Annotated in this window: 1 protein-coding gene; it reads left to right on the plus strand. The window is 54.1% G+C overall.

Annotated features, from left to right (window positions below; translation table 11 throughout):
• On the plus strand, positions 1 to 689 hold a 689-nt coding region (locus BKN05_RS12090; protein WP_502686343.1), incomplete at both ends, for a hypothetical protein.

The following is a 689-nucleotide window of genomic DNA, read 5'->3' on the forward strand; positions in this document are numbered from 1 at the left end:
CTGCGATCACGAACGATGAGGTCACCGTGAAATACGTCCCCGGTGCCAATGGGGTCGGAGAAATCGTCGTCGAGGCGAAAGATCCGCAGCTGCAGGGGCTGATTACGGGTGGCATCTATGAAAATGAAGAATGGTTGGAAAAAGGCGCCTCAGACCGAGACTTGGCGGGTACCTTTAAGGACGGCAAAGGCACACTTCGGTTTGAAGACGGGCACTTGCCGGAAAACGCGATTCTGAAAGTTGATGTCATTCCGCATGCTGGATTTGGCCGTAAGGCTGCGTCCGGAATTGTCACAGACAAATTCAATGCCGGAACCAGCACCGAGGCGACCTTCCGTTTGGGTGAGATTGATGGCTCTGTGAAACCAGAGCTGCAAAGATCAGGACACGGCGATGGCGGTACCGATAACTCGGGTGCGGAAAAACCTGGTGCGCAACAGCAGAAACCGCCGAAGAACAACGAGCAGCAGGGCAGTGGTGAGCACGCTGGGCACGCAGTGTGTGAAAACAAGATCATGCTCAATCGCGGCCATGTCGATATCTTGGGCAAACGCACCAAAGATGGCCTCGACATTGCGTTGAAAGACGATACCCGGATTGCCGCGGATAAATCCGTGGAGCGTTCCTTGAACGATGTTGCTTTTGCGATCCGTGATAACGCGAAACGGAAGCGTCCTGAACATTTGAGC

This window comes from Corynebacterium sp. S5S1 (assembly GCF_001913985.1).
Taxonomy (GTDB): Bacteria; Actinomycetota; Actinomycetes; order Mycobacteriales; family Mycobacteriaceae; genus Corynebacterium; species Corynebacterium marquesiae.